At 40.9% G+C, this 24,095-nt stretch carries 24 protein-coding genes and 1 pseudogene; 9 read left to right on the forward strand and 16 right to left on the reverse strand.

The annotated features are described in order from the left end of the window. Window positions 1–55: 55 nt before the first annotated feature. The 5 genes from HT725_RS04600 (at window position 56) to HT725_RS04620 (ending at window position 4,695) form a co-directional block, all read left to right on the forward strand. Window positions 56–1,222 carry a site-specific integrase gene (locus tag HT725_RS04600; RefSeq protein ID WP_173219200.1) on the forward strand — a complete coding sequence of 389 codons (1,167 nt, stop codon included), beginning with the start codon at window positions 56–58 and terminating at the stop codon, window positions 1,220–1,222. Window positions 1,223–1,382: 160 nt separating this feature from the next. Then, window positions 1,383–2,327, forward strand: a complete 945-nt coding sequence (locus HT725_RS04605; RefSeq protein WP_000815623.1) for a magnesium transporter CorA family protein — start codon at window positions 1,383–1,385, stop codon at window positions 2,325–2,327. Between the two features lie 11 nt (window positions 2,328–2,338). After that, complete coding sequence (locus tag HT725_RS04610; protein WP_173219197.1) at window positions 2,339–3,016, forward strand: DUF1129 domain-containing protein; 678 nt, start codon at window positions 2,339–2,341, stop codon at window positions 3,014–3,016. Window positions 3,017–3,291: 275 nt separating this feature from the next. Further along, complete coding sequence (locus HT725_RS04615; RefSeq protein WP_173219194.1) at window positions 3,292–4,326, forward strand: S66 peptidase family protein; 1,035 nt, start codon at window positions 3,292–3,294, stop codon at window positions 4,324–4,326. 105 nt (window positions 4,327–4,431) lie between these two features. Next, window positions 4,432–4,695: a SemiSWEET family transporter gene (locus HT725_RS04620; RefSeq protein WP_000166114.1), complete on the forward strand. Its 264-nt coding sequence runs from the start codon at window positions 4,432–4,434 to the stop codon at window positions 4,693–4,695. Between the two features lie 84 nt (window positions 4,696–4,779). Here HT725_RS04620 and HT725_RS04625 read toward each other — a convergent pair whose 3' ends face one another. From HT725_RS04625 to mutL, 3 genes are read right to left on the reverse strand one after another with little or no spacing between them, the layout of a single operon-like run. Next, a complete protein-coding gene (locus HT725_RS04625) occupies window positions 4,780–5,343 on the reverse strand; it encodes a DNA-3-methyladenine glycosylase I (protein WP_173219191.1) in 564 nt (187 codons plus the stop codon). 9 nt (window positions 5,344–5,352) lie between these two features. Next, window positions 5,353–5,946 carry a Holliday junction branch migration protein RuvA gene (gene ruvA, locus HT725_RS04630; RefSeq protein WP_173219189.1) on the reverse strand — a complete coding sequence of 198 codons (594 nt, stop codon included), beginning with the start codon at window positions 5,944–5,946 and terminating at the stop codon, window positions 5,353–5,355. Between the two features lie 15 nt (window positions 5,947–5,961). Beyond that, on the reverse strand, window positions 5,962–7,911 hold the full coding sequence (mutL, locus tag HT725_RS04635) for a DNA mismatch repair endonuclease MutL (protein ID WP_173219186.1): 1,950 nt from the start codon (window positions 7,909–7,911) through the stop codon (window positions 5,962–5,964). Between the two features lie 205 nt (window positions 7,912–8,116). Here mutL and HT725_RS04640 point away from each other — a divergent pair, with 205 nt between their 5' ends. The 3 genes from HT725_RS04640 (at window position 8,117) to HT725_RS04650 (ending at window position 10,490) form a co-directional block, all read left to right on the forward strand. Continuing rightward, entirely contained in the window at window positions 8,117–8,557 is a 441-nt protein-coding gene (locus HT725_RS04640; RefSeq protein WP_173219183.1) for a LytTR family DNA-binding domain-containing protein, read from the forward strand. Continuing rightward, entirely contained in the window at window positions 8,554–9,012 is a 459-nt protein-coding gene (locus tag HT725_RS04645) for a DUF3021 domain-containing protein (protein ID WP_173219180.1), read from the forward strand. Before HT725_RS04640 ends, HT725_RS04645 begins: the two co-directional genes overlap by 4 nt. A 215-nt stretch (window positions 9,013–9,227) precedes the next feature. Further along, entirely contained in the window at window positions 9,228–10,490 is a 1,263-nt protein-coding gene (locus tag HT725_RS04650) for an NRAMP family divalent metal transporter (protein ID WP_173219177.1), read from the forward strand. 285 nt (window positions 10,491–10,775) lie between these two features. Here HT725_RS04650 and nrdI read toward each other — a convergent pair whose 3' ends face one another. The 5 genes from nrdI to HT725_RS04675 form a co-directional block, all read right to left on the reverse strand. After that, on the reverse strand, window positions 10,776–11,246 hold the full coding sequence (gene nrdI, locus HT725_RS04655) for a class Ib ribonucleoside-diphosphate reductase assembly flavoprotein NrdI (protein WP_049539619.1): 471 nt from the start codon (window positions 11,244–11,246) through the stop codon (window positions 10,776–10,778). Window positions 11,247–11,323: 77 nt separating this feature from the next. Next, window positions 11,324–11,857, reverse strand: a complete 534-nt coding sequence (locus tag HT725_RS04660) for a hypothetical protein (RefSeq protein ID WP_000729017.1) — start codon at window positions 11,855–11,857, stop codon at window positions 11,324–11,326. Between the two features lie 60 nt (window positions 11,858–11,917). Beyond that, window positions 11,918–13,204: a response regulator transcription factor gene (locus HT725_RS04665; RefSeq protein ID WP_173219471.1), complete on the reverse strand. Its 1,287-nt coding sequence runs from the start codon at window positions 13,202–13,204 to the stop codon at window positions 11,918–11,920. Between the two features lie 11 nt (window positions 13,205–13,215). Continuing rightward, complete coding sequence (locus HT725_RS04670; protein ID WP_345890540.1) at window positions 13,216–14,886, reverse strand: sensor histidine kinase; 1,671 nt, start codon at window positions 14,884–14,886, stop codon at window positions 13,216–13,218. Beyond that, on the reverse strand, window positions 14,864–15,478 hold the full coding sequence (locus HT725_RS04675; protein WP_173253147.1) for a DUF624 domain-containing protein: 615 nt from the start codon (window positions 15,476–15,478) through the stop codon (window positions 14,864–14,866). Before HT725_RS04675 ends, HT725_RS04670 begins: the two co-directional genes overlap by 23 nt. 134 nt (window positions 15,479–15,612) lie before the next feature. Here HT725_RS04675 and HT725_RS04680 point away from each other — a divergent pair, with 134 nt between their 5' ends. After that, window positions 15,613–16,182 (forward strand): MptD family putative ECF transporter S component, encoded by a 570-nt coding sequence (locus HT725_RS04680; RefSeq protein ID WP_173253148.1) that lies wholly within the window; start codon window positions 15,613–15,615, stop codon window positions 16,180–16,182. A gap of 29 nt (window positions 16,183–16,211) precedes the next feature. Here HT725_RS04680 and HT725_RS04685 read toward each other — a convergent pair. From HT725_RS04685 to HT725_RS04720, 8 genes and pseudogenes are all read right to left on the reverse strand, one after another. Beyond that, a pseudogene (locus HT725_RS04685) lies at window positions 16,212–16,445 on the reverse strand (ABC transporter permease); the annotation flags it as partial. Between the two features lie 22 nt (window positions 16,446–16,467). After that, window positions 16,468–17,712 (reverse strand): transporter, encoded by a 1,245-nt coding sequence (locus tag HT725_RS04690; protein ID WP_173253149.1) that lies wholly within the window; start codon window positions 17,710–17,712, stop codon window positions 16,468–16,470. Window positions 17,713–17,897: 185 nt separating this feature from the next. Further along, a complete protein-coding gene (locus HT725_RS04695) occupies window positions 17,898–18,635 on the reverse strand; it encodes an Rgg/GadR/MutR family transcriptional regulator (protein WP_240149606.1) in 738 nt (245 codons plus the stop codon). A gap of 261 nt (window positions 18,636–18,896) precedes the next feature. After that, the gene (locus tag HT725_RS04700) at window positions 18,897–19,589 is read right to left on the reverse strand and encodes a methionine ABC transporter permease (RefSeq protein WP_000444647.1); all 693 of its coding nucleotides are present in this window, start codon (window positions 19,587–19,589) and stop codon (window positions 18,897–18,899) included. A 1-nt stretch (window position 19,590) separates the two neighbouring features. Beyond that, on the reverse strand, window positions 19,591–20,652 hold the full coding sequence (locus HT725_RS04705) for a methionine ABC transporter ATP-binding protein (RefSeq protein WP_173253151.1): 1,062 nt from the start codon (window positions 20,650–20,652) through the stop codon (window positions 19,591–19,593). Further along, on the reverse strand, window positions 20,645–22,018 hold the full coding sequence (locus HT725_RS04710; RefSeq protein WP_173253152.1) for a M20/M25/M40 family metallo-hydrolase: 1,374 nt from the start codon (window positions 22,016–22,018) through the stop codon (window positions 20,645–20,647). Before HT725_RS04710 ends, HT725_RS04705 begins: the two co-directional genes overlap by 8 nt. A gap of 96 nt (window positions 22,019–22,114) precedes the next feature. Beyond that, complete coding sequence (locus tag HT725_RS04715; RefSeq protein WP_023948487.1) at window positions 22,115–22,969, reverse strand: MetQ/NlpA family ABC transporter substrate-binding protein; 855 nt, start codon at window positions 22,967–22,969, stop codon at window positions 22,115–22,117. 153 nt (window positions 22,970–23,122) lie between these two features. Next, a complete protein-coding gene (locus HT725_RS04720; protein WP_173253153.1) occupies window positions 23,123–23,953 on the reverse strand; it encodes an amino acid ABC transporter substrate-binding protein in 831 nt (276 codons plus the stop codon). Window positions 23,954–24,095: the final 142 nt, after the last annotated feature.

Below are 24,095 nucleotides of genomic sequence, written 5' to 3' on the forward strand. Positions count from 1 at the left end.
TAAAACCTTTTTGATAATAGCTTGCCTGCTGATGTATTTTAGAAAGGTTTAAATCATGAAAATAACTGAAGTTATAAAAAAAGACGGTAGTAAAGTCTATCGTGCTAATGTATATCTAGGAGTTGACCAGGTAACAGGAAAGAAAGTTAAAACTAAGGTAACGGGGCGGACACAAAAAGAAGTTAAGCAGAAAGCTACTCAAGAAAAAATAGCTTTTCAAAAAACAGGATCTACTAGACAAAAGGCTAGCACCATAAAAAACTATCAAGAATTAGCCAATCTCTGGTTAGAAAGTTATAAGAATACGGTTAAGCCAAACACTCAAGGCAATGTTAGAAAGTTAATCGATAATCATATATTGCCCATTTTCGGGGCTTACAAGCTCGATAAACTCACTACTCCACTTATCCAGTCAATTATCAACGAACTTGCTGACAAGACTAATAGAGGGGAAAAGGGGGCTTTTCTACACTATGACAAGATACACGCTTTAAATAAACGTATCTTACAGTATGGCGTAACCATGCAAGCTATACCGTCTAATCCTGCGCGTGATGTTGTTTTACCTCGCAACACTCAGAAAGCAAAGCGCCGAAAGGTAAAACACTTTGAAAATCAAGAACTAAAAAAGTTTCTTGGTTATCTCGATAATTTAGATAGCGATAGATATCGTTACTACTATGAGACAACGCTCTATAAGTTCCTATTGGCTACTGGTTGCCGTATCAATGAAGCTTTAGCTCTTTCCTGGTCTGATATAGATTTAGATAATGCCGTGGTACATGTTACCAAAACACTAAATCGGGATTTAGAAATCAATAGCCCAAAATCTAAGACTAGTTATCGGGATATAGATATAGATCAAGCGACTGTTAGCATGCTAAAACAGTACAAACTACGCCAAACTAAAGAGGCCTGGAAGATAGGGCAACGTGAAAGTGTAGTATTTTCTGATTTCATTCATGAGTATCCTAGCAGTTCAAGACTTAAAAGAAGATTGCAAACACATTTTAAGCGTGCTGATGTTCCTAACATTGGATTTCACGGATTCCGTCACACTCACGCTAGTCTCTTGCTTAACTCTGGAATACCATACAAGGAACTCCAGTACCGCCTAGGTCATTCCACTTTATCAATGACCATGGATATATATAGCCACCTCTCAAAAGAGAACGCAAAAAAAGCAGTCTCATTCTACGAAACTGCACTAAAAGCACTATAGGGGGAGCAAAAAGGGGAGCAAATTTTAAAATCAACATTTCAAGACAAAGTAAAAATCCAATAGCAACAGGATTTTTGTTAGATTTATTTTGAAAAAGGCCGATTTTATAGTATAATAGTACGGTGTGAAAAAATATGAAAAATGAGAAAGGATAAGGGATATGAAACAAGTTTTTCTCTCTACAACAACTGAATTTAAAGAGATCGATACGCTTGAACCGGGTACTTGGATCAATCTCGTCAATCCGACTCAAAATGAATCACTCGAAATCGCTAACGCCTTCGATATTGATATTGCCGACCTTCGAGCACCGCTCGATGCGGAAGAAATGTCTCGTATTACGATTGAAGACGAGTACACCCTGATTATCGTTGACGTGCCGGTCACAGAAGAAAGAAATAACCGCACCTACTACGTAACCATCCCGCTTGGTATTATCATCACCGAGGAAACCATTATCACTACGTGTTTGGAACCATTACCGGTCCTCGATGTCTTTATCAACCGTCGATTGCGTAATTTCTACACCTTCATGCGTTCGCGTTTCATCTTCCAGATTCTCTATCGCAATGCAGAACTTTACCTAACAGCCCTTCGTTCGATTGACCGCAAGAGTGAACAAATCGAAAGTCAACTGCATCAATCAACTCGTAATGAAGAATTGATTGAGCTCATGGAATTGGAAAAAACCATCGTCTATTTCAAGGCTTCCCTCAAAACAAATGAGCGTGTGATTAAAAAATTGACCAGCTCAACCAGCAATATCAAGAAATACCTTGAAGACGAAGACCTGCTTGAAGATACCCTGATTGAAACTCAACAGGCCATCGAGATGGCAGATATTTATGGAAACGTCTTGCATTCTATGACAGAGACCTTCGCCTCTATCATTTCTAACAACCAGAACAACATCATGAAAACCTTGGCCCTTGTGACCATCGTTATGTCCATCCCAACCATGGTCTTTTCTGCCTACGGGATGAACTTTAAGGATAATGAAATCCCCCTAAACGGAGAGCCAAATGCCTTCTGGTTAATCGTCTTTATCGCCTTTGCTATGAGTGTCTCGCTCACTCTCTATCTCATCCATAAAAAATGGTTCTAAGAGGAGTTCCTATGTCTCAGATTGATCTACAAAAATTAACTAAGAAAAACCAAGAATTTGTCCACATCGCTACCCAACAATTCATCAAAGATGGAAAAACAGATGCTGAAATTAAGGCTATTTTTGAGGAAGTTATTCCCCAAATCCTTGAAGAGCAAGCCAAAGGCACTACTGCTCGTTCCCTCTACGGTGCACCAACTCACTGGGTTCACAGCTTCACTGTCAAGGAGCAATATGAAAAAGAGCATCCAAAAGAAAATGATGATCCAAAACTCATGATTATGGACTCAGCCCTTTTCATCACTAGCCTCTTCGCCCTCGTCAGCGCCCTCACAACCTTCTTCTCAGCAGATCAGGCTATCGGTTACGGTTTGATTACCCTCCTGCTAGTTGGACTGGTTGGTGGATTTGCCTTCTACTTGATGTACTACTTCGTTTACCAATACTATGGACCAGATATGGACCGCAGTCAACGCCCACCTTTCTGGAAATCTGTACTGGTTATCCTAGCTTCTATGTTCCTTTGGTTGCTTGTCTTCTTTGCAACAAGCTTCCTACCAGCTAGCCTTAACCCAGTACTTGCTCCAGTGCCGCTGGCTATTATCGGAGTAGCCCTCCTAGCCCTTCGCTTCTATCTCAAGAAACGCTTGAACATCCGCAGCGCAAGTGCAGGACCAACACGTTATTAAGAAGAATCATAAAAGCAACTGCAGGTGCGGTTGCTTTTTCACTACTTTCTTGATTTAAAAGCATTCTTCTGAAATCCCACATAGCTCTATCTAATCTTTTGTGATAAAATAGGCTCATACTCAATGAAAATCAAAGAGCAAACTAGGAAGTTAGCCGCAGGTTGCTCAAAGNNATGAAACTGACGAAGTCAGTAACCATACATACGTCAAGGCAAAGCTGACGTGGTTTGAAGAGATTTTCGAAGAGTATCAATCTATTTCTAGGAGGATGAGATATGATTTCTACTATTGGTATTGTTAGTTTATCTAGTGGCATTATCGGAGAGGACTTTGTCAAACACGAAGTGGACTTGGGTGTCCAACGTCTCAAGGACCTGGGACTCAATCCTATCTTTTTGCCCCATTCGCTAAAAGGATTAGACTTTATCAAGAACCATCCTGAAGCTCGTGCAGAGGATTTGATTCATGCCTTTTCTGATGATAACATCGACATAATCCTATGTGCCATCGGTGGGGACGATACCTATCGCTTACTACCTTATCTTTTTGAAAATGACCAACTCCAAAAGGTTATCAAACAAAAAATTTTTCTTGGCTTCTCGGATACAACCATGAACCATCTCATGTTGCATAAACTAGGAATCAAGACTTTTTATGGTCAATCCTTCTTAGCAGACATTTGTGAATTAGACAAGGAGATGTTGCCCTATAGCTTTCACTACTTTAAAGAATTGATTGAGACTGGAAGAATTTCAGAAATCCGCCCTAGCAATGTTTGGTATGAGGAACGAACGGATTTTAGTCCCAAGGCTCTGGGGACACATCGTATCAGTCATGCAAATACTGGTTTGGAGTTGTTGCAAGGAAATGCCCAGTTCGAGGGAAAAATCCTCGGTGGGTGTCTTGAGTCCCTCTATGATATCTTTGACAACTCTCGATACACAGATAGCACGGAGCTCTGCCAAGAATACAAACTTTTCCCTGACTTGTCAGACTGGGAAGGAAAGATCCTCTTGCTAGAAACAAGCGAAGAAAAGCCTGATCCGGAATACTTCAAAAAGATGTTGCGGACTTTAAAGGACACTGGTATATTCGAGGTCATCAGTGGACTCCTGGTCGGAAAACCTATGGATGAAACTTTCTATGACGACTATAAAGAGGCACTATTGGATATTATTGACAGCAATATCCCGATTATCTATAATCTAAATGTCGGCCACGCAACTCCGAGAGCAATTGTCCCCTTTGGCGTCCATGCCCATGTAGATGCACAGGAGCAAGTCATTCGCTTTGACTATAACAAAAAATAAATAGTTTCTCTATTTTTGTGCTTTTGTATTCGTTTTCGTTACAATTTGTATCTGAATTTATTGCATTTCGCTAATTTCTATGTTATCCTTTTGAAGGAGGTGTATATGACAAAACAAAAAATTAATCGAATCGTAGGTTCTATTGGTGCCTTTATTGGAATTATAGTATTTATTGCCTACATACCTCAAATTATCGCTAATTTACAGGGAAATAAAGCTCAACCATTTCAACCTTTATCAGCTGCTATATCTTGCTTAATCTGGGTTATTTATGGATGGACAAAGGAACCTAAGAAGGATTGGATACTAATCATTCCAAATTCAGCTGGTGTTATTTTAGGTGGAATCACTTTTTTGACTTCACTCTAACAAATCTAATAGTATATATAAAAAGCTGGGAAGAGTTTCTCAGCTTTTTTCTATATTCTCAGATATTCTAATTACCTATACTCACTAATTGCCGCTTTTCCACTCACAATCATTCTCATGGTCATCAACTAGCCCTGCAGCCTGTAGAAAAGACAAGATAGCGACTGGGCCTGTGAACTTGAAACCTCTTTTTTTGAGATCTTTGGCTAATTTTTCAGACAAGGGTGTTTTAGCTGGGGCTTGGCGGTAGTCGGGAACATCATTAACGATCGTTTTCCCCTCAACAAAAGACCAAAGATAGGCATCAAAAGAGCCGTACTCTGCCTGTAGTCGTAGAAAGGCTTGAGCATTAGCGCGTGTAGAAAAAATCTTGGCTCTATTTCGGATGATGGCTGGATTGTCTAACAAGGCTTCCAATTCGGTGTCGGTCATCTCTGCAACTGCTTGAATTTGATAGCCATGAAAGGCTTCTCGGAAAGCTTGACGTTTGTTGAGCACCGTTTCCCAAGATAGGCCTGCCTGATAGGTTTCCATACACAATAACTCAAACAATGCTTGGTCATCATGGAGAGGCTGGCCCCACTCCTCATCATGATAGGCAATGTAGAGCGGATTGGTCATCTTGACCCACGAACAACGTTTTGTCATGCTCTACTCCTATTTGACCAACATTTTAAGGGCCGACTTGATATAGTTCTCAGCTGTATCTGTCGTTCCTTCAAAGAATTTCTTGATTTTCTTGAGTTCTGTTGCCTTGTAGCCCAGAGCCAGCATAGCTTCCATGGCTTCTTCCAGTTCTTGGTTTTCAGTGCTAGCTTGCACTGCCACCTTAGCAGGAAGGTCATCTCCTGCAACTACTACCTTGCCTTCCAAGTCCAGCACCATCTGCTGGGCTGTTTTCTTGCCAATTTTAGGGAATTTGGTCAAGTAGGTGATGTTCTTGGTTTCAATGGCTTGAACCAAGCCAGCATTGTCATCAGCAGCGATAATAGCAAGAGCTGATACAGGACCAATCCCAGAGACCGAAATCAGACTGAGAAAGAGTTTTTTCTCGTCTTCTGAGCGAAATCCATAAAGCAGATGAGCGTCCTCACGCACGACTTGATGCACATAAATCTGAGCCTCCTGATTGACCTGTCCCGAGTAAGCATAGGGATTGGCCACATGCAGGATATAACCGATACCGTTGGTTTCAAGAACAATGTATTTAGCAGTGATTTTGGTAATGATTCCTTTTAAATATTCGTACATAGTTTTCCTTTTAGTTTAATATTTCCCCAACTCACGGAGACTGGTGTGATTTTCCTGAATGCGTCGGAACATCTTTTCCATATCCGACTTAGTAAAATGCACCAAAACAGGACGTCCATGGGGACAGTTATAGGGATTGTCACATTGAGAAAGTTGATAAAGGAGCTGTCTGGCCGAATGGTCATCGATACGATGATTGGCCTTGATAGACCGCTTGCAGGACATCATGATAGCCAGCTCTGCCCGGTATTTCTTGATAGAAACTTCCTTGGTCAAGAGTAGCATATCACACATTTCATAGATGCCTGACTCAATCTCTTCTTCTGCCATCCAAATAGGATGTTCACGTAAGATAAATTGATTTTCTCCGTACTCTGCTAGAAAGACTCCAACTTCCTCTAAAAGTGCCATTCTTTCCTTAAGACGAAGGGCATCATCCGCAGGAAATTCAAAAATATAGGGCACTAGGAGTTGCTGCTGGCTCTGGTCAACATTGCCAATGCTTTCACGATACTCCTCGTACTTGACCCGTTCCTGAGCCGCGTGCTGGTCTATGATATAGAGCCCATCTCGCCCTTGGGCAAAGAGATAGGTTCCATGCATTTGCCCGAAAAATTCCAACTCTGGAAAGCTTGATGATTCTTCTCGCTCCAGCTTGTCATAGGCCTTATCAAGACTAGCAAGATCTAACTCTGGATGGTCTAGTTGATCGTAGTTAGCAGGTTTTCGCTCTGCAAAATGCAATTTTGCTGGCTTGGTCAATTGGTCCAAGGTTCCCTTGGCAAACAGGGTCAAATCCTGTCCTTCATCAGTCAATTCTACCTGATAATCAGCCACCTCAGCTTGGCTAGGTCTTGTCGGCTCTGTTTGCTCATAGTAGAGCGTATTTTCTTTGAGTGGGAGAATAGTTTGCTCCACCTTCTCACGATTGCGGACGGTCGATTTGGCAAGATTTTCCAAGGCATCTGGTATCAAGGTTTGTTCCTTGAGACTGTTGGAAATAGCTTCTGAGACCAGCGTCATCAATTCTTTTTCCTTGGAAATCCGCACCTCTTGCTTGGTTGGATGAACATTGACATCCGCTAGATAAGGGTCGATATGGATGTGAATGACAGCCAGTGGAAAACGCCCCACCATGAGCTTACTGCCATAGCCGTCAAGAATAGCACGATTGAGCAGGAAGTTCTTGATATAACGGCCATTGATGAAGAGGCTGATATAATTGCGATTGGCCCGAGTCAACTCAGGCAAGGACACAAAACCTGAAATTTCGAAATCAAGGTCAGAATTCTCAATTTCAATCATCTTCTTTGCACTCGCCAAACCGTAAATCCCTGCGATAGCTTGGCGCAATTGACCAGTCCCAGCTGTCCGCGTCATTTCCTTGCCATCACTAATCAAGCTGAAAGAAATCTCAGGATGGGCCAAGCCCAGACGGTTGACAATATCAATGATATGAGACAACTCCGCCTGCTGGCTCTTCATATACTTGAGACGGGCAGGCGTGTTGAAGAAGAGATCCTCTACACAAACCTTGGTTCCCACAGGACTAGTCGCTGGGATGACTTCCTCAACTTCACCCCCACGCGCGACTAACTTGGTTCCATGACTTGCACCATCCACCGCCGTCAAAAGGGTCAGAACACTAACAGACGCGATAGAAGGAAGGGCTTCACCACGAAAACCAAGCGTCCGAATCCGAAAGAGATCTGCTTGATTTTTTATCTTACTGGTCGCATGGCGACGCAGGGCCAATTCCACCTCATCGTGGACAATTCCATGACCATTATCTGTGATTTGGATCTTCTTGAGACCAGCTTCCTCAATCTCAATGATAATCTGACTAGAGCCCGCGTCAATAGCGTTTTCTACCAACTCCTTAACAACGCTAGCTGGACGCTCGATAACCTCTCCAGCTGCGATCTGGTTTGCCAACACCTCTGGCAATTCAATAATATGAGACATCTTTCAGCCCCTTTCCGTATCTATTTTCCTAGAAATTGATAATGCTATTATACCATATTTCAGAAAGGACAGAAAAGCAAGCGCCACATAGGAGTCAAATCCCTCCACATAGACAAAGTCCCTTGTCAGAGGGCGTAAAATAGTGTTTAATAAAGGTGTACAAGAAGTGATCACAATTTTGTATGAAAAACAAGGAGAGAAATTTATGAAAGTAGAACTACAGATTAGTGAGACTTACGAGGAGGAGAAACTGATTGTCCAAGCACCTCAAGAAACCGAGAAAGTCCAGAAAGTCATCGAGTTCGCAGAAAATCTGGATCTAACAGAAAAAATCAAAGGGAAAATCGATAATCAGGTCTATCTCGTTGAGATCGGCAAGATTCAACGCTTCTATATCGAGAATCGGAAGGTTCTAGCAGAAACCGCGAGTCAGACCTACAGCATTGATTTGCGACTCTATCAGGTCCTTGAAATTCTGCCAACCAATTTTATCCAAATTTCCCAATCAGAAATCATCAATATCGATTCCATCTCTCATCTCAATCTCACGCCCAACGGTCTGGTAGAAATTTTCTTGAAAAACAAAAGCTTCACCTACTCTTCACGCCGTTACCTAAAAACCATCAAGGAGAAATTAGAACTATGAAAAAACAAGTATTTCACGATGCAGCTACTGGTGTCCTTATCGGCCTCATCCTCTCTATCATCTTTTCACTCATTTATGCACCGAGTACTTATGCCCCACTAAATCCCTACTCTCTCATCGGCCAAGTGATGGCTCAGCATCAGGTTCACGGTGCCCTAATCTTGCTCTACTGTACTCTTATCTGGGCAGCTATCGGTATGCTCTTCAACTTTGGTAAACGATTATTCAGCCGTGACTGGAGCATGCTTCGTGCGACGCTTTCCCATTTCTTCCTCATGCTAGTAGGCTTTATCCCACTAGCAACTCTGGCAGGTTGGTTCCCTTTCCACTGGTTCTTCTATCTCCAGCTCATTATCGAGTTTGCGATTGTCTACCTTATCATCTGGGTTATTCTTTATAAAAAAGAAGCTAAAAAAGTAGACCATATCAATCAACTCTTGGAGCATAGAAAATAGGAACCTCATAATAAGCAAGTCCGAGAAAGAAACTTCTCGGTTTTTCTTTACCCTGCTGTACCTTGCTATCATAGCAGTTATTTTCAGATCTTCTTTGTAAATTTTCTGTAATTTTCTATCTTTTTTCAAAATATTCTTGCATTTTCCCAAAGTTTTTTGTAGAATATAGATTACATATCCAGATTATTCTGAAAATTCAAAAAGGAGTATTTATCATGTCGCAAGCTATTTCCTTAAATCAATCAACCTGGGCAAGTAAACTAAAAGCAATGGGACCTGGAATTCTAATGGCAACTGCCGCTGTTGGAGGTTCCCATATTGTATCCTCAACTCAAGCTGGCGGTTCTTACGGTTGGTCTCTACTTTTCTTGGTCATCTTAGCCAATGTCTTTAAATATCCATTTTTCCGTTTTGGTGCTGAATATACAGCTGATACCGGAAAGACTTTGGTTGAAGGTTACGCCGAAAAAGGAAAACTCTATCTCTGGATTTTCTTTATCCTCAATGTCTTTTCGGCTATGGTCAACACAGCTGGTGTCGCCATTCTGTGCTCAGCCATCATCGCCAGTGCTTTCCCAATGATTGGACTTAGCATCACTCAGTGGTCCCTCATTCTCGTTGCAATCATTTGGGCTATGCTACTCTTTGGAGGCTACAAACTTTTAGACGGCATGGTCAAATGGATTATGTCTGCTTTGACCATTGCGACTGTTCTTGCAGTTATCATTGCGGCGGTCAAGCATCCCGAATACAGCTCTGATTTTGTCGAGAAGACACCTTGGCAAATGGCAGCTCTGCCCTTCATCGTCTCCCTCCTAGGATGGATGCCGGCTCCTATTGAAATTTCAGCTATCAATTCACTTTGGTCAGCTGAAAAGAGAAAGACCGTCAACTTTAACACAGAAGACGCTCTGTTTGACTTTAACACTGGTTATATTGGAACAGCTATCCTAGCCGTCTTCTTTGTGGCACTGGGAGCACTGATTCAGTATCCTACAGGGCAGGCGGTTGAAGCTGCTTCAGCCAAATACATCTCTCAATTCGTGGGCATGTATGCCTCTGTTCTTGGCGAATGGTCCCGTTACTTGATTACCTTTATCGCCTTCCTCTGTATCTTTGGAACAGTTATCACTGTTATCGATGGCTATTCTCGTGTTAATCAGGAATCTCTCCGACTGCTAATCAGTCAAAAAGAAGACAGTAGTAAATCTTTGAACATTTGGATGACCATCACTGCTATCATCGGTATCGTCATTATCAAGTTCTTCGCTGGTCAGGTTTCAACCATGCTCCGCTTTGCTATGATTGGTTCTTTCCTGACAACACCATTCTTCGCTCTTTTAAACTACGCCTTGGTAACGCGTGAAAACAAAAATCTTCCTTCTTGGCTCAAACACCTTGCCATTGCAGGATTGCTTTTCCTCTTTGGTTTCGCCATCTTCTTTATCTACGCACTTGCAATCGGAAAAGCAGGTTAACTGACAAGCGCGAGATGAAGATAATACTCTTCGCAAATCAAATTCAAACCACGTCAACGTCGCCTTGCCGTACTCAAGTACAGCCTGCGGCTAGTTTCCTAGTTTGCTCTTTGATTTTCATTGAGTATAAGGTTTCCTTTCAAGAGAAAATGCAGCAAATATTTCTATGATAAAAAGCATAAGAACAAGGTTTTAAAGACCTGAACTTATGCTTTTTTACGTTCTTAAAGACTGTTTATACTCAAAAAAACAGTTAAAAAATCCCAAGTGCCTCTTATATTGACTTTAATTCTCCTTTTCCAACTCATACAAATCTGCGATAATGGCTGCGACACGTTTGATATCTTCCAGCATGCCTCGCATTTCAAAGTCAGCCAAGACAGGGAAACCAAAGCGTTGACTGTATTGCTTGGCTGTCAGGCAGTATTGGTTATTAAAGTTACGATTTCCTGAACCAACTACGCCAAAACACTTACTAGCATTGTCACCATAGGCGATAAAATCCCCAACGGGTGTCGTCAAAATCTCGACATCTCCATTATCCACGCCATTCCCACCTTCGAGATAGGTCGGCAAAAAAGCGACGTAAGGGTGGTCCATTTCATAGAAATCATGACCTTCCTTGACCAAATCCTTGATATGAATCTTTTGGACTTCAATCCCCTCGTACTGGGACAAGAGATAATCTTTCAAGCGCGTCACAAAACTTTCAGTGTTGCCACTCAAACTAATATAAACTAAAGAAATTGTCTTCATATGTACCTCCATGATTTTATTTTTAATCGAAAAAGAACTACCAAGATTGTATCTTGATAGTTCTTTTTTGTCAATACTTAGGCAAGATTTTCTGCTTCCTCTTCTTCTGCCAAGGCTTTCTGCTGACGCCACATCTTATAGAAGACAAGAGCTAGGAAGAGAATATTGATGACGATATAGAAAATGCTGACAGCTTTTGAACCAATACTCATTGTCAAACGCATGGTCTCATCTTGAACCAACTGCACAGCGTCCTGTAAACCAACATAGCCATAAATCGAACCGATAATAGCTAACAAAACATAGCCAACGTAAGTATAGTTTGCATATTGCAAATTCTTACGAATAAGGAAGACAATCGCTACGACCACTAAAATAGCAGATAGCACAATCAAGGCCATATTAAAAATAGAATGATACGCTTCTGCTACTCCATAGTTGTAATTAAGCTGGTCTTCTAATTGCTGAGCACTGACCCCTGCAACTTGTTTCTGAGCAGCACGAAGGGCTTCTTTGCTAGGTAAGGGACTCAACATTCCAAACAGAGACATAGCTGAAATAAGGGCAGACAAGATTAACAAGACCCATAGATAAATCGGTTTCTTTTTCATGATAGAACCTCCTAATAATATTATTTTTATTATAGCACATTTTGTAAAGGAATACAAATCTTATAGTATCGTTTCTACCTGTTTTCGGTAGGCTTTTGGCGATTTTCCGCACAATTTTCGGAACACTTTATAGAAATATCCAAGGTTACTGTAACCAACAGCATAACAAATATCTTCGATACTGTCACTGGTTGAAAGCAAGAGCTGCTGAGCAGCCTTAATACGTTGTTTGTTTAGTAATTCTGCAAAGGTCGAATCGGTTTCTCGCTTAATCAACTGACCTAGATAGACAGGATTGATAAAGAGGGCCTTACTGATATCCTTGAGGGAAAGCTCTTTTTGGTAATCACGACCAATGACTTCCAGCACACTGACCACATTTTCATTCATGCGGTATTGACCGAAAAAGCTGGTCAGAGTTTCCTTGATATAAGAAACCAATTCATCGAAGGATTGAATAGCATGAATGGTTTTGACAATGTCCGTCATATCATCAGCTTTGAGATGTTCAAACAAGTGAAAGACATCCATGACAAACTGGATAAAAAGCTGTTTGGTAATCGGAACACGAGGTGTATTTTCAAGAACCACCTTCTCCAAGAGGTTCAACTCTTCTACGATTTGATTGAGATTCCCCTGAATGATAACCCTATAAATCGGTTCGTAGTAGGCAAAGAGACTCTGAGACTGCTGTAGATTTACAGAGCCGTAAAAGAGGGCTTTCTCAGCATTCAGCTTCCAGCGTTCAAAGTGTTCTTGATAAGGAGCTTCAAAAGGTGTAACGACCAAACCATCTAGGGGTTGGTCAGAAATGAAAATCTGCCAATCTTGACCCAAGACATAGTAGGGAATGGTGAAGGAACCTTGTTTTTCCTTGGATAGACCTATCCACCAATTCTCCTTATCCCCTAAATAACTAACAAATCCAGTCTCGTCTAAATCTTGACTGAGGGTCTGGCTTTTCTTCCCTCTCTCGCCGAGCTGATCTGCAATCTTCTCCAGCAGATTTCCTAACTCTACCTTATCAACAGGCTTGACCAAATAGTCCACCACACTAAGATTCATGGCTCTTTTTACATACTCAAACTCCTGATAACCTGAAAGCAGGATATAGGCGGCATCTGGTAAGATCTCTTTCATTTCCCGAATCATATCAAGCCCTGTTTTGTCGGGCATATTGACATCTGAAATGATGACATCGAGGGGATTTTCCTGAACATATTCTAGGGCTTCATCGGCATGACTGGCTGTTGCGACGACCTCCATATCCCACTTATCAAAGGGAATCAAACGCTTCAGACCTTCTGTCACCATGTACTCATCATCTACTAATAATACTTTATACATTTTCTCCCTTTCTACTCATCTTGAATTGTAATACGATACTGAACACCTGCTTGCTCCGCAGACTCTATCGTAATGGCATAGCGGTCCCCAAAATAGAGCACAAACCGCTCATGGACATTGACAATCCCGATAGACTGCTTTTGATCACTGTAACTGGCTTGGTGTTCAAAATGTCTCTGACTTAATTTTTCTCGAATACTTGTCAATTTTTCAACCGACATTCCACGGCCATTATCTACCACTAAAATTTCCACAAAACCATCCTGTTTAAGCGCCTTGATGCTAATCACATTATCTGTCCGTCTGTGGTCAACACCATGCGCGAAATAATTTTCTACCAGCGGTTGCAAGGTAAACTTGGGAATCTTCATATTCTCTAACTCTGGGTCTATCTTGAAACCATAGGCAATGGACTTGGGATAGCGAACCATGCAGAGATAGCTGTATTTACGGCAAAATTCTAATTCCTGTTTGAGAAGAGTTTCTCTTTCGTCAGAAATATTGTTACGCAAGAGACTACTGAATTCATAAATGATATCTGCCAACTCATCTTGACTCTGCATAACTGCATACATGCGCAAGAACTCCAGCGTATTATACATAAAATGAGGATTGATTTGCGCCTGCAAGGCTCGCATATTGGCATCTTTTTGACTAAGTTCTAACTGGTAAATATCATGGATGTTCTTTTCCAATCGATCCAACATATCATTGGTCGTCTCCGCGATTAGGAGTAATTCCTGATCTTTCTCGGAAATGTCAATCCGACGACCCTCTTCGCCTTGAGCAATGACTTGAATGGATTCTACTAAATCCACCACCTGCTTTTGATAGTTGGCAAATGTCTGCCTCAAAGTCAGATAAAGAATGACAATAAAGAGAAGGCTCAAGCTCACAATCAAAGCAGAGCTAGTCACTGTTCCTTGTAAAACAAAGTTTTTGGGAACTGCCACCTGAACCTGATAACCATGAGACGTTAAGCCAACGAGCCAATTTTCACTCTCCTTATCAACTGTTTCACCAATATGAAAAATCTCCGTATCAAAAGGTGAGGTCACTGTTACTGCCATCGGAGTATGACCTCTAGTATTATCAATGGCATGGTATAAAACAGCAGGATCCAAGGAGATGTAAATCACTCCTAAATCTTGATCTGACACTGGATCTGACACCGGAATGGCAAAACTATTTCCTGCTGGTTTGAAATCCTCAGCCCTGATTTTTTCTCCACTACGTTTGTCTTTAGTAGAAACATAGACTTCCTTGTAATCTTGAAAAGCAATGGCCACTCCAGTTACAAAATCATTTCGAACATAGAGGTCATCAACATTTTCATGCAGAGAGACTGATACATAAGGCGAAGCTTTCCGCTCTAATTGCCAGTAAAAATAGTCTGGCATGCTAAGGCTAAAGTATTTATAGATTCCCTCAATACGAGCTTGATTTTCAACTAAAGCCTGAGCTATCTGGGTTGACTCTCTATGGTAATATTCAATTTCACTCACTGTTCTAGCAGTTACACGCTGGGCTACTCTCTGGGCTTCCTTTTCCCGTGAATCCCAGTCAGCATAGGAGAGTAAGATTGCAAAACTCGCAATAATAATGATCATCACTGAACTGTAGGTTCGCAGAAGCGTATGTAGCCAAAACTGCTTCATCCTACTTTGTCGCCAATTTTTCATGGATACTTTCATAGACCGGTTCCAACATATCACTGATAAAGAAATGCCACATCCCAATTCCTACAAAGAAAAGCAGAGCAGGCATATAGTAACCAATTGCTACAAGTAGCACGGTCCCAAGGAGAACCTTGGCCACAGCTGCTAGGCTCATAAAGATGCCAATCAAGGATAGTTTGAGGCTATTTCGATAGGACAAATCAAAATAAACTTGTAATTTCAAGGACACTGTATAGGCCAAAAAGAGCAGGGCAACTACTAGAACATTCAAAAATGTCGCAATCAAATGAATGATAGTCTGATGAGGCAATTGTACCAAGAGATACAAGCCATAGAGCAAAACTAAATCCACTCCTAAAAAGCTATAGAAAATCAGGTTGCTTGAGACAAAATTTTGCTTGTACAGAGACCAAGCCTCCTTCAAACTGTATTCCCGAAAGCTATAACCATGTTCTGCATACAAACTCATCAAGGTGGCACTAGCCGGCGCTAGACCAAGGATAATCCCTCCTGCTAAAGTTAATAGCCAAAAGAAGGCTGTCGCAATCATCCCTAAAAAGAAACGATTAAAGACAAAGTCTAAAAATCTCCCCATGATACCCTCCTAAAAATAACTATGAAACTATTATATCATATTTCAAGCGTTTTCAAAAACTTCTAGTATCCATTTACAATCCCACCAAACCGTGGTACAATGAGAATTGTGAAAAAATTATCAGGAGATGATTCATGAAAAAATCTATCTTAACTACACTGCTTTTTGCAGTTCTTTACTTCCTCTGCATGGGGATTGGTGTCCTTTTGGGCAATCTCTTTGACCAAACTGGAAACATGTTTTATGCGCCTGCTTTTACTGCCCTTGTCGGCGGTGGCGTCTATATGATTCTAATCGCAAAAGTTCCGCGTTTTGGAGCTATTACCACTATCGGCCTTGTCATTACTCTCTTTTTCTTGGGGACTAAACACGGTGCTGGTGCCTTCCTTCCTGGAATTATCTGTGGCCTCCTAGCAGATGGAATAGCTCATTTAGGAAAATACAAGGACCAAACTACGAATTTCCTTTCTTTCATACTCTTTGCCTTTAGCACTTCAGGACCAATCTTACTTATGTGGATTGCGCCCCAAGCCTATATGGCTACCCTACTAGCAAGAGGAAAATCCCAAGAATATATCGACCGTATCATGGTTGCGCCAAATCCTGGAACCATCCTTCTATTTGTTGCAAGTGTAGTCATCGGAGCCCTATTGGGTGCCTTGATTGGACAAGCCTTGAGTAAAAAATTGGCACAGAAAATCTGATTACTAAAAAAGAGCCAGGCGGCTCTTTTTTATTTATGGCTCAATTTTTTGGTCAGGAAATCTCCCAAGAATTGGATTGTAAAGATAATCAAGATGATAATGATGGTTGCCAAGATGGTCACATCGTGATTGTAGCGGTTAAATCCATAAGCGATGGCTACGTTACCGATACCACCAGCTCCAACCGCACCGGCCATGGCTGTTTCACCAACTAGTGAAATCAAGGTTACAGTCGTCACACGGATCAAATCTGGAAGGCCTTCTAGTAATCCTGAGCTTTCTAGGCTAAACTTTTTTACCTGAAAAACTTCTTTTTTCTAGTGATAAAATCAACCCTATCACACTCACTACCAAAAATACCCACCAACAAAGCCTGATGTCTTGCAAAGCTAAGAAGGAAAATACAGACATCCCCAAAGGTAATGTTAGGGAAAAAATCATACTCAAGAGATTATTACTTCTAGCTAATACATCCGCACTCAAATTAGACAATAACAGAGTATCTAATTTAGGCATTGATTTCGACATCAAATACATGACAAAAGCTAAGCAGGCAACACCTACTAGAGGAGAAAAATCTAAAATATTAGCAGTAGCAAGCAAGACAAACAGAATTGCATTGAGCGATAGCAAACTTGAAAAAGACCATTTCCCAAAATAATCATGGGGAGTTAGGCTACCAAGAATAGCTCCTCCCAAGCTAACACATTCAATTAAAAATAGGGCTTGAGCATAACTGAGATGATAGATAGTATGATCTAATAAGTAAAAGTGATAAATACCTCCAACAGCTCCTCCCAAAGTATTCATTACTAAAATAACAAGAATAATTTTAAACAAAGATTTACTTTCTCTCTGTCTAAATATATTATCCATGTCCTCATAGATTGCCTTAACTTGTTGAAGTAAACTAATCGACTTATCCTCTACACTTACAGACAAATGCGTCAATTCTCTTCTATTTTTGAACAAAATGAGAGAAGATAGTAAAAAGAAGCCAGCATTCACAATTGCAACAAAAGAAAAATTTTGACTACTGGTTGTGAGTAGCCACACTCCTAAGGCTTGACCTCCTAGATTTGATAAATAGGAGACAAACTGAGTAAAGGAATAAGCTTCATAGAGCTTATCTTCAGAAATATTATGCTGGATAATCGGCATACGAAGACCTGCTGTATAATCTGATAAAATATCTGAACAGATATTAACCATACAGATAACAGCAAACGTTACGAAGTTCTGGTCATGAATCACATTAGCAATCAAAAGAAATAGGAGACTTTGCACACAACCAACCCAGATAATTGTCCCTGCTTTATTCCGAGTATGATCAGCCTTAATCCCAACATAAAAAGTAAATAGGAAAGGTAAAATCGTAATCATATTCGCCATAAATACAGCTATATTTTTAAAGGGTAGACTCGCAGCATAAACGATAAATACCAGATTATAAATATAAGCTCCACTTGAGCTTAAAAACCTCGATAAGGTAAGTATCCTAAATAAATGATGTCTTAAGAATAGTTTCATAACAGGCCTTTCTCCATATTTCAAAGAGTATTCTATTGAAACCAGTCTAACAAAAAAAGCGGGATTCCCCACTTTTTTGTAATATATTTTTTCTGAAAATAGCAACTCTAGCGCCTAGAAACTGCTAATTATCAATCCATCTACAAGCCTATTTATTTTTCATCAATAGATGTAACGAGAATATATTACAAATCTTCATTTGAAAGCTGATTTGCAAAATAGTTTTCATAATATCTTGCACCATCTACATACTCTAAATCTTGTAAGATTGTAATGCCTCTCTGAATTTTTTCAAGACCCTTATTTTTTACATTAAAAATAGTATCATAATACCCTTTAGCAATCATATAAATGATTTTAAGATAAGCTTGAGGTTCTGGCAATTCTCGTTTTTCAATCTGAAAGATAAAATAATCTGCTTTTAATTTATCCTTTTCCTCTATCGCTTTAAAGAGTCCATTAATTAAAATGGTGTCAATACCAACTTTGTTACTAGGTAAAGAGCCTAATAAATCCGTCTTTTGTAACATCTCCCTAGAATATTTAAAATAGAGAGGCAGAGGAAACAAAGTAGAAATCGTTGAAAATAGTTCCAATTCATAATTTCCCCAGATATCAATATTAAAAAAATAGTCATAGAGAAAAGTCAGTTCTTCATCCGTTGCTCTTATTTCTGAATCAAAAAACACAAGAAGGCTTTTGATACGAATCATTTGTAAAAGATAGCTTGTTTCACCACTTGATCTATACTTTTGAGTCGTCTCTTCATACAAGGAATGGAGAGAATCAATCCCTTCTCTATCATATAAATCCCAAAGATTTTCTTGAAAAGCCAAAACCTTTTTCTGAGAAAAACCACGTACCAAGTACATAAATTCATTCAAATCAGAGTGGATATTATCTAAGGCAGTAATCAATTTCATAGATGATAGGTCTGCTTCTCCACGCTCAAATTTGCTCAGCATGGAATAAGTAAACTCTCCTCCCGTCGCCTCCTGTAGAGATACATTCCGACTCTTTCTCAATTCTTTAAAAACTTCTCCCAGATTTTGCATATTGACTCCCCACAATTCTTAACTCTCTAACTCATAAAAGTAACAGTTGATAGCAACCAGTACAGAGAATTTTAAGTCTTGACTATAACGACAACTCCTATGAATGATGTACAGATTGCCCAAATCTCTTTATTTATGGCTCAATTTCTTAGTCAAGAAGTCTCCCAAGAATTGGATTGCAAAGATAATCAAAATGATAATGATGGTTGCCAAGATGGTCACATCGTGATTGTAGCGGTTAAATCCATAAGCGATGGCTACGTTACCGATACCACCAGCTCCAACCGCACCCGCCATAGCTGTTTCCCCAACAAGGGAAATCAAGGTCACAGTCGTCACACGGATCAAATCTGGAAGACCTTCTGATAGGTAAACGCCCACGATGTCCCAAAAAGTCGCTCCGCTAGCTTGAGCCGCCTCAATGACACCGCCATCCAGTTCAGCCAAGACAACCTGCACCTGACGGGCAAAGAAGGCAAAGACTGCAAAAGATAGGGGTACGATAGCTGCATTTGGACCAATGCTTGTTCCTACGATTAGATGAGAGAAGGGTGACAAGACTGCCAAGAGAATGATAAATGGTACCGCACGGAAAATAGAGGTGATTTTATCCAAAATCCAGAAAACGACTTTATTTTCCAAGACACCACCTGGCGCTGTCAAGACAAGGAAGAGTCCTGCCACTAGCCCCAAGAAACCTCCGATGATAAAGGAAAGAACCGTCATATAAAGAGTCAAGTAGATAGCTGTCCCCCAGCCAGCTTGACCAGCCCAGCCCATCTTATAGACATTTGGCAAATAGGTTTGAATCAATGATTCCATCTTACTGTCCTCCCTTCAATACTTTTAGTTGCACACCAGCCTGACGGATGGCCTCTTGGGCGCTTGCCAAGGCTTCTTTTTCCCCTGACAAGACCACCACCAATTCTCCAACAGGAGTACCATCGAGAATTTCGATATTCCCATAGAGGATATTAGCCGTCACTTGATAATGCTTGTACAATTCATTCAAAAGTGGCTCATCTGTTGAAGCACCTGCATACTTGAGCTGTACCAAAATGCTATTTTCAGACAAGTATTCCACGATTTCTTGCTTCTCAATCTTGACCATGGCTTCATCAATACCTGTCGCTGTTGAGATAAAGTCTTGCGTCAAAGGTTGTTTAGGGTCTGAGAAGATTTCAAGGACACTGCCCTCTTCAATCAAATGCCCATCCTGCATGACTGCAACACGGTTGGCAATGTCTTTGACAATCTGCATTTCATGCGTAATCAAGACAACAGTCAAGCCTAATTTTTGGTTCAAATCTTGCAACAAGGCCAAAATCTGCTTGGTTGTCTTAGGGTCAAGGGCAGAAGTTGACTCGTCTGAAATCAAGATTTTCGGATCATTTGCCAAGGCACGCGCAATGGCCACACGCTGTTTTTGCCCTCCAGATAGTTGTGAAGGGTAGTTTTCAGCACGGTCTGCCAAGCCAACCAAGTCCAACAACTTAGCAACTTTAGCCTTCTTTTCTTCCTTGCTGAGTCCAGAGTGCTTAAGGGCAAAGGCTACATTCTCCTCTGCCGTCTTTTGACTCATCAGGTTAAAATGCTGGAAAATCATTCCAATATCCTGACGTTTACGACGCAACTGCTCTGCCGTCAAGGTCACCTTACCATCAAAAATCACATCGTCGTCAATGGTAATTTTGCCTGCAGATGGCTTTTGCAAGAGGTTAATCACCCGTACAAGGGTTGATTTCCCTGCTCCAGAATATCCAACGATTCCGTAGATATCCCCTTCTTGGATGTGAATGGTCACATCCTTGACCGCTGTGATAGTTCTCTTCTTTTGATGAAAAGTCACATCGATCTGATCTAACTTGATAATATCTCTACTCATAGCTTCTAATCAGCTCCTCTACTAATTCAATATGGGTGTAATAATCGGCGATTCGCACGTTCTCATCTCCACCGTGGTCTCGGCTATTGGCATTTCCTAGACCGAAGGCCACCATTGGCACCTCTAGGGCATCAAAGACCGTATGCATTGGCCCTGTTCCAGCTGTAGTCGGCAAGACAGAAACGCCCTGTGGATAGAATTTCTTGGCCAACTCGATCACATTGAGAATGGCTGGTGCGCTCATATCGCTTCGATAGCTCATCTCTCCCAAGGTATAGTATAATTCTACCTTATCAAAACCATTTTTGTCTAGCTGTTTCCGAATTTTTTCCAGAACATCATGCGGTTCTAAGCCCGGAACCAGACGAACTTCTAGCTTGGCACTGGCTTCTGCAGGCAAAATCGTTTTGACTCCTAGTCCTTGATAACCTGACTGAATCCCTTCGATATTAAGGGCTGGCTCGAAAAAGAAACGTTTTAGAAAGGCCATCCGCTCCTCCTGTAAGAGAGGCAACTCCAATCCATAAATCCGACTAACTTCCTCTGGGTTTCGTTGACCATAAGTTTCTAGCAAGGCCATTTCTCGTTCATTTGGCTCTTGCACTTCTTCGTACAAGCCTTCAACCAAGATACGGCCATCTGTAGCGCGAAGAGACTGTAAGGCTTGGAGGAGATACCAAGGAGCTGATTCCACAACCCCACCATAACTAGAGTGGATATCGACATCAGCACTTTTCACCTTGGCATCAAAGGTCACAATCCCCTTATTGCCACCAGAAATTTCTAGCTGTTCCAAGGCATTTTTGGTCCCTTGTTCCCAGACCAACAAATCCGCCCCACGGAGTTTATCCGCATGTTTTTCCAGATACTTATCTAGGTCTGTCGAAGCCGATTCCTCCGCTCCCTCCATGATAAAACTGATATTGACAGGCAGGTCATCGTGGTGCTGCATATATTTTCTCAAAGCACTCAAACGAGCTGTGATATGACCCTTATCATCGTCAACCCCACGCCCATACATGAAGCCATTGCGCACCGAAAGCGTAAAGGGATCCTCTGTCCAGACCTGATCCCCATCCGCTGGCACAGTGTCATAGTGGTTATAGAAAATCAAGGTCTTAGCATCTGGACGCGAACTCTTGAAGTGCGCCATGACAAAGGGCGCCGTATAAGTCTCATCAATCTCCACTTCAGCCCCAACACGCTTGAAAATCTCACCCAGATAGTTTGCGACTTCCTTAAGTCCAACCTGTTGGGCAAAGACCGACTTCTTAGAAATCAAGGTACGCAAAACCTCAAAATAATGCTGGGCTACATGATCCTTTTCAAATTTTTCGATCTGTTCTTGTTCGCTAGGAAAAACCATATTCTCTCTACCTTTCTATGAACTACTCTTCCTGACAATCCATGCTCTATACAAAAGCAAGAGGTGGAATTTTCTCTCCCACCTCCCTGTTTCTTATTACCAAACTGGTTGATCCAAACCGTCTGATGTTTCTTCGATAACTTTTTTCACGTCATCTGTGTGGTAAGCTGCGATCACTTTCTTGATAGCATCAGCCTTAGGTGATGTTTCCCAATCTTTTTTCGCAACGATGATGTTGTACCATTGTTTTGAATTTTCATCAGCTTGTTCTTTGAAAAGTGCTTTTTTGTAGTCCAATTTTGCTTCTGTAACGAAGGTATTGTTTACAACGGCAGCGTCAACTGATGACAATGAACGAGCTGTTTGGCTAGCGTCCAATTCAGTGATTTTCAAGTTCTTTGGATTTTCTTTGATGTTGGCAACTGTTGCAAGAGCAGTTCCAGAAACATCCAATTTAATCAAGCCAGCTGATTGAAGCAAGTAAAGCGCACGGCTTTCGTTTGTAGCGTCATTCGGTACAGCGATTTCTCCGTTTGCTGGGATGTCTTCTACTTTAGTGTACTTGTTGTCACTTCCATTCAAACCTGAGTAAAGGCGAATTGGAGAGATGTAAGTATCTGCAATCGCTACAAGGTCTTTTCCGTTTTCTTTGTTCCAGTTGTTCAAGAAGTTATAGTGTTGGAAAGCGTTCAAGTCTACTTCACCATCAGCAGTTGCCTTGTTTGGTTGTGAGTAGTCTGTGAACTCTGTAAATTCCAAAGTGATACCGTCTTTTTTAACCAATTCTTGAACTTTATCCCAACGAGCTTCTTCAGAACCGCTACGGTTAACAGTTGCGATTTTGATAGTTGTTGCATTGTCTGCTTTCTTTTCTGAGTTTCCGCAAGCTGCAAGAGCCAAACCTGCGACTGTAGCAAGGGCTGCTACACCAAGCCATTTTTTAATTTTCATGATTCTTTCTCCTTAAAAATAATACCGTACTAGTATCTCATACTTTCTTCAATTGCACAAATTGTTATTAGATAATCAGATATATAGTTTAAAACTATATCCCTAAGAACTGAGAAATCACCCATCTTATTCAGAATGGATGATTTCAAGAAATTATTTAATATCAGCTTCTGCCGGTAGGTAAGTGTCTCCGAAGAATTGTTTAGATAATTTTTCAAGAGTGCCATCTTTGTAAAGTTCTTTAATGCGTTTGTCTACAAATGATTTCAACTCATCTTGACCTTGAGCAAGAAGTGGGTAAACGTACGGTTGTTGGTCGCTTGGAAGTTCGATAACTTTCAAGTTATCCAAACCTTGGTTCTTGATCACTGTTTCAACACCGATTTTATCAAAAATCTTATAGTCAAATTGGCCATCGCTCAAACGTACCATGATTTGTTGGAAGTCTGCCTTAGTATAGTTAAGGATAGTTGGGTTGTCCGGGTGTTCAGCGTTGTATGCTTCTAACTGCTTAGCTGATGTAGTGGCTTGAACGACTTCCGTCGATTTTCCACCGATATCAGCGAGAGACTTGATGCTAGAGTCATCTTTCTTCACTACAAGGACATTAGGGTTTTGGGCAATTGGTGCGGCATAGAGGTATTTCTCCGCACGTTCTTTAGTGTAGCTAAGATTGTTGACAGCCATATTGTAACGGTCAGCGTCAAGACCAGCAAATACACCTGACCATTCTGTCTTTTCAAATTTGACATCATACTTGTCAGAGTCTTTAAAGATAGCGCGAACCACTTCAATTTCATAACCAGTCAATTCGCCATTTTCTTCATAGATAAATGGTTTTGGCGAGCCATTGGTTGCAACGATGATTTCTTTCTTGCTAGTTGCTTCTCCTTCTTTCTTAGCACCACCTGAGCAAGCTGCTAAAACACCTGCAGCAATAAGCCCTAGAGCAGCAAGAGATGAGTATTTAACGATTTTTTTCATGTCATTTCCTCCAAAATAGAATACCTTATAATCTTAACAGAAAAAGACCATTTACGCCATTATATGATATCTATCTCTGTGATAGGTTTTCTTTATGGCTAATTTATACTCAATGAAAATCAAAGAGCAAACTAGAAAGCTA

It is taken from the genome of Streptococcus sp. 2579, from assembly GCF_013277195.1.
GTDB lineage: Bacteria > Bacillota > Bacilli > Lactobacillales > Streptococcaceae > Streptococcus.